This is a genomic window from Bariatricus sp. HCP28S3_D3 (assembly GCF_052065755.1).
Classification (GTDB): domain Bacteria; phylum Bacillota; class Clostridia; order Lachnospirales; family Lachnospiraceae; genus Allocoprococcus.
Genome location: NZ_JBQHTK010000118.1, coordinates 1 through 321 on the forward strand (window position 1 = coordinate 1; position 321 = coordinate 321).

Below are 321 nucleotides of genomic sequence, written 5' to 3' on the forward strand. Positions count from 1 at the left end.
TGAAAATTCTTTAAGAGATTTTTCAAGAACGGTTGAATCGACAGATTTAACAAACCTAAAAACAGTAAGAAGGAACAGAATTGCCAAGCGATTCTGGACTGGATACAAACAATGAAGCTCCGATGGTTCTAGGTTCGAAAGGACCTCACCAAGAACGCACGGAGCGCATAAACCGTAAGGTCTGAAAAGACCAGACCTAACTTTTTTATGCGAGAGTTTGATCCTGGCTCAGGATGAACGCTGGCGGCGTGCCTAACACATGCAAGTCGAACGAAGCACTTTTACTCGATTCTTCGGATGATGGTAATAGTGACTGAGTGG

At 43.6% G+C, this 321-nt stretch carries 1 rRNA gene; it reads left to right on the forward strand.

The features are described from left to right. Nucleotides 1-205 precede the first annotated feature (205 nt). Nucleotides 206-321, forward strand: a 16S ribosomal RNA gene (locus ACTNB3_RS17975); the annotation flags it as partial.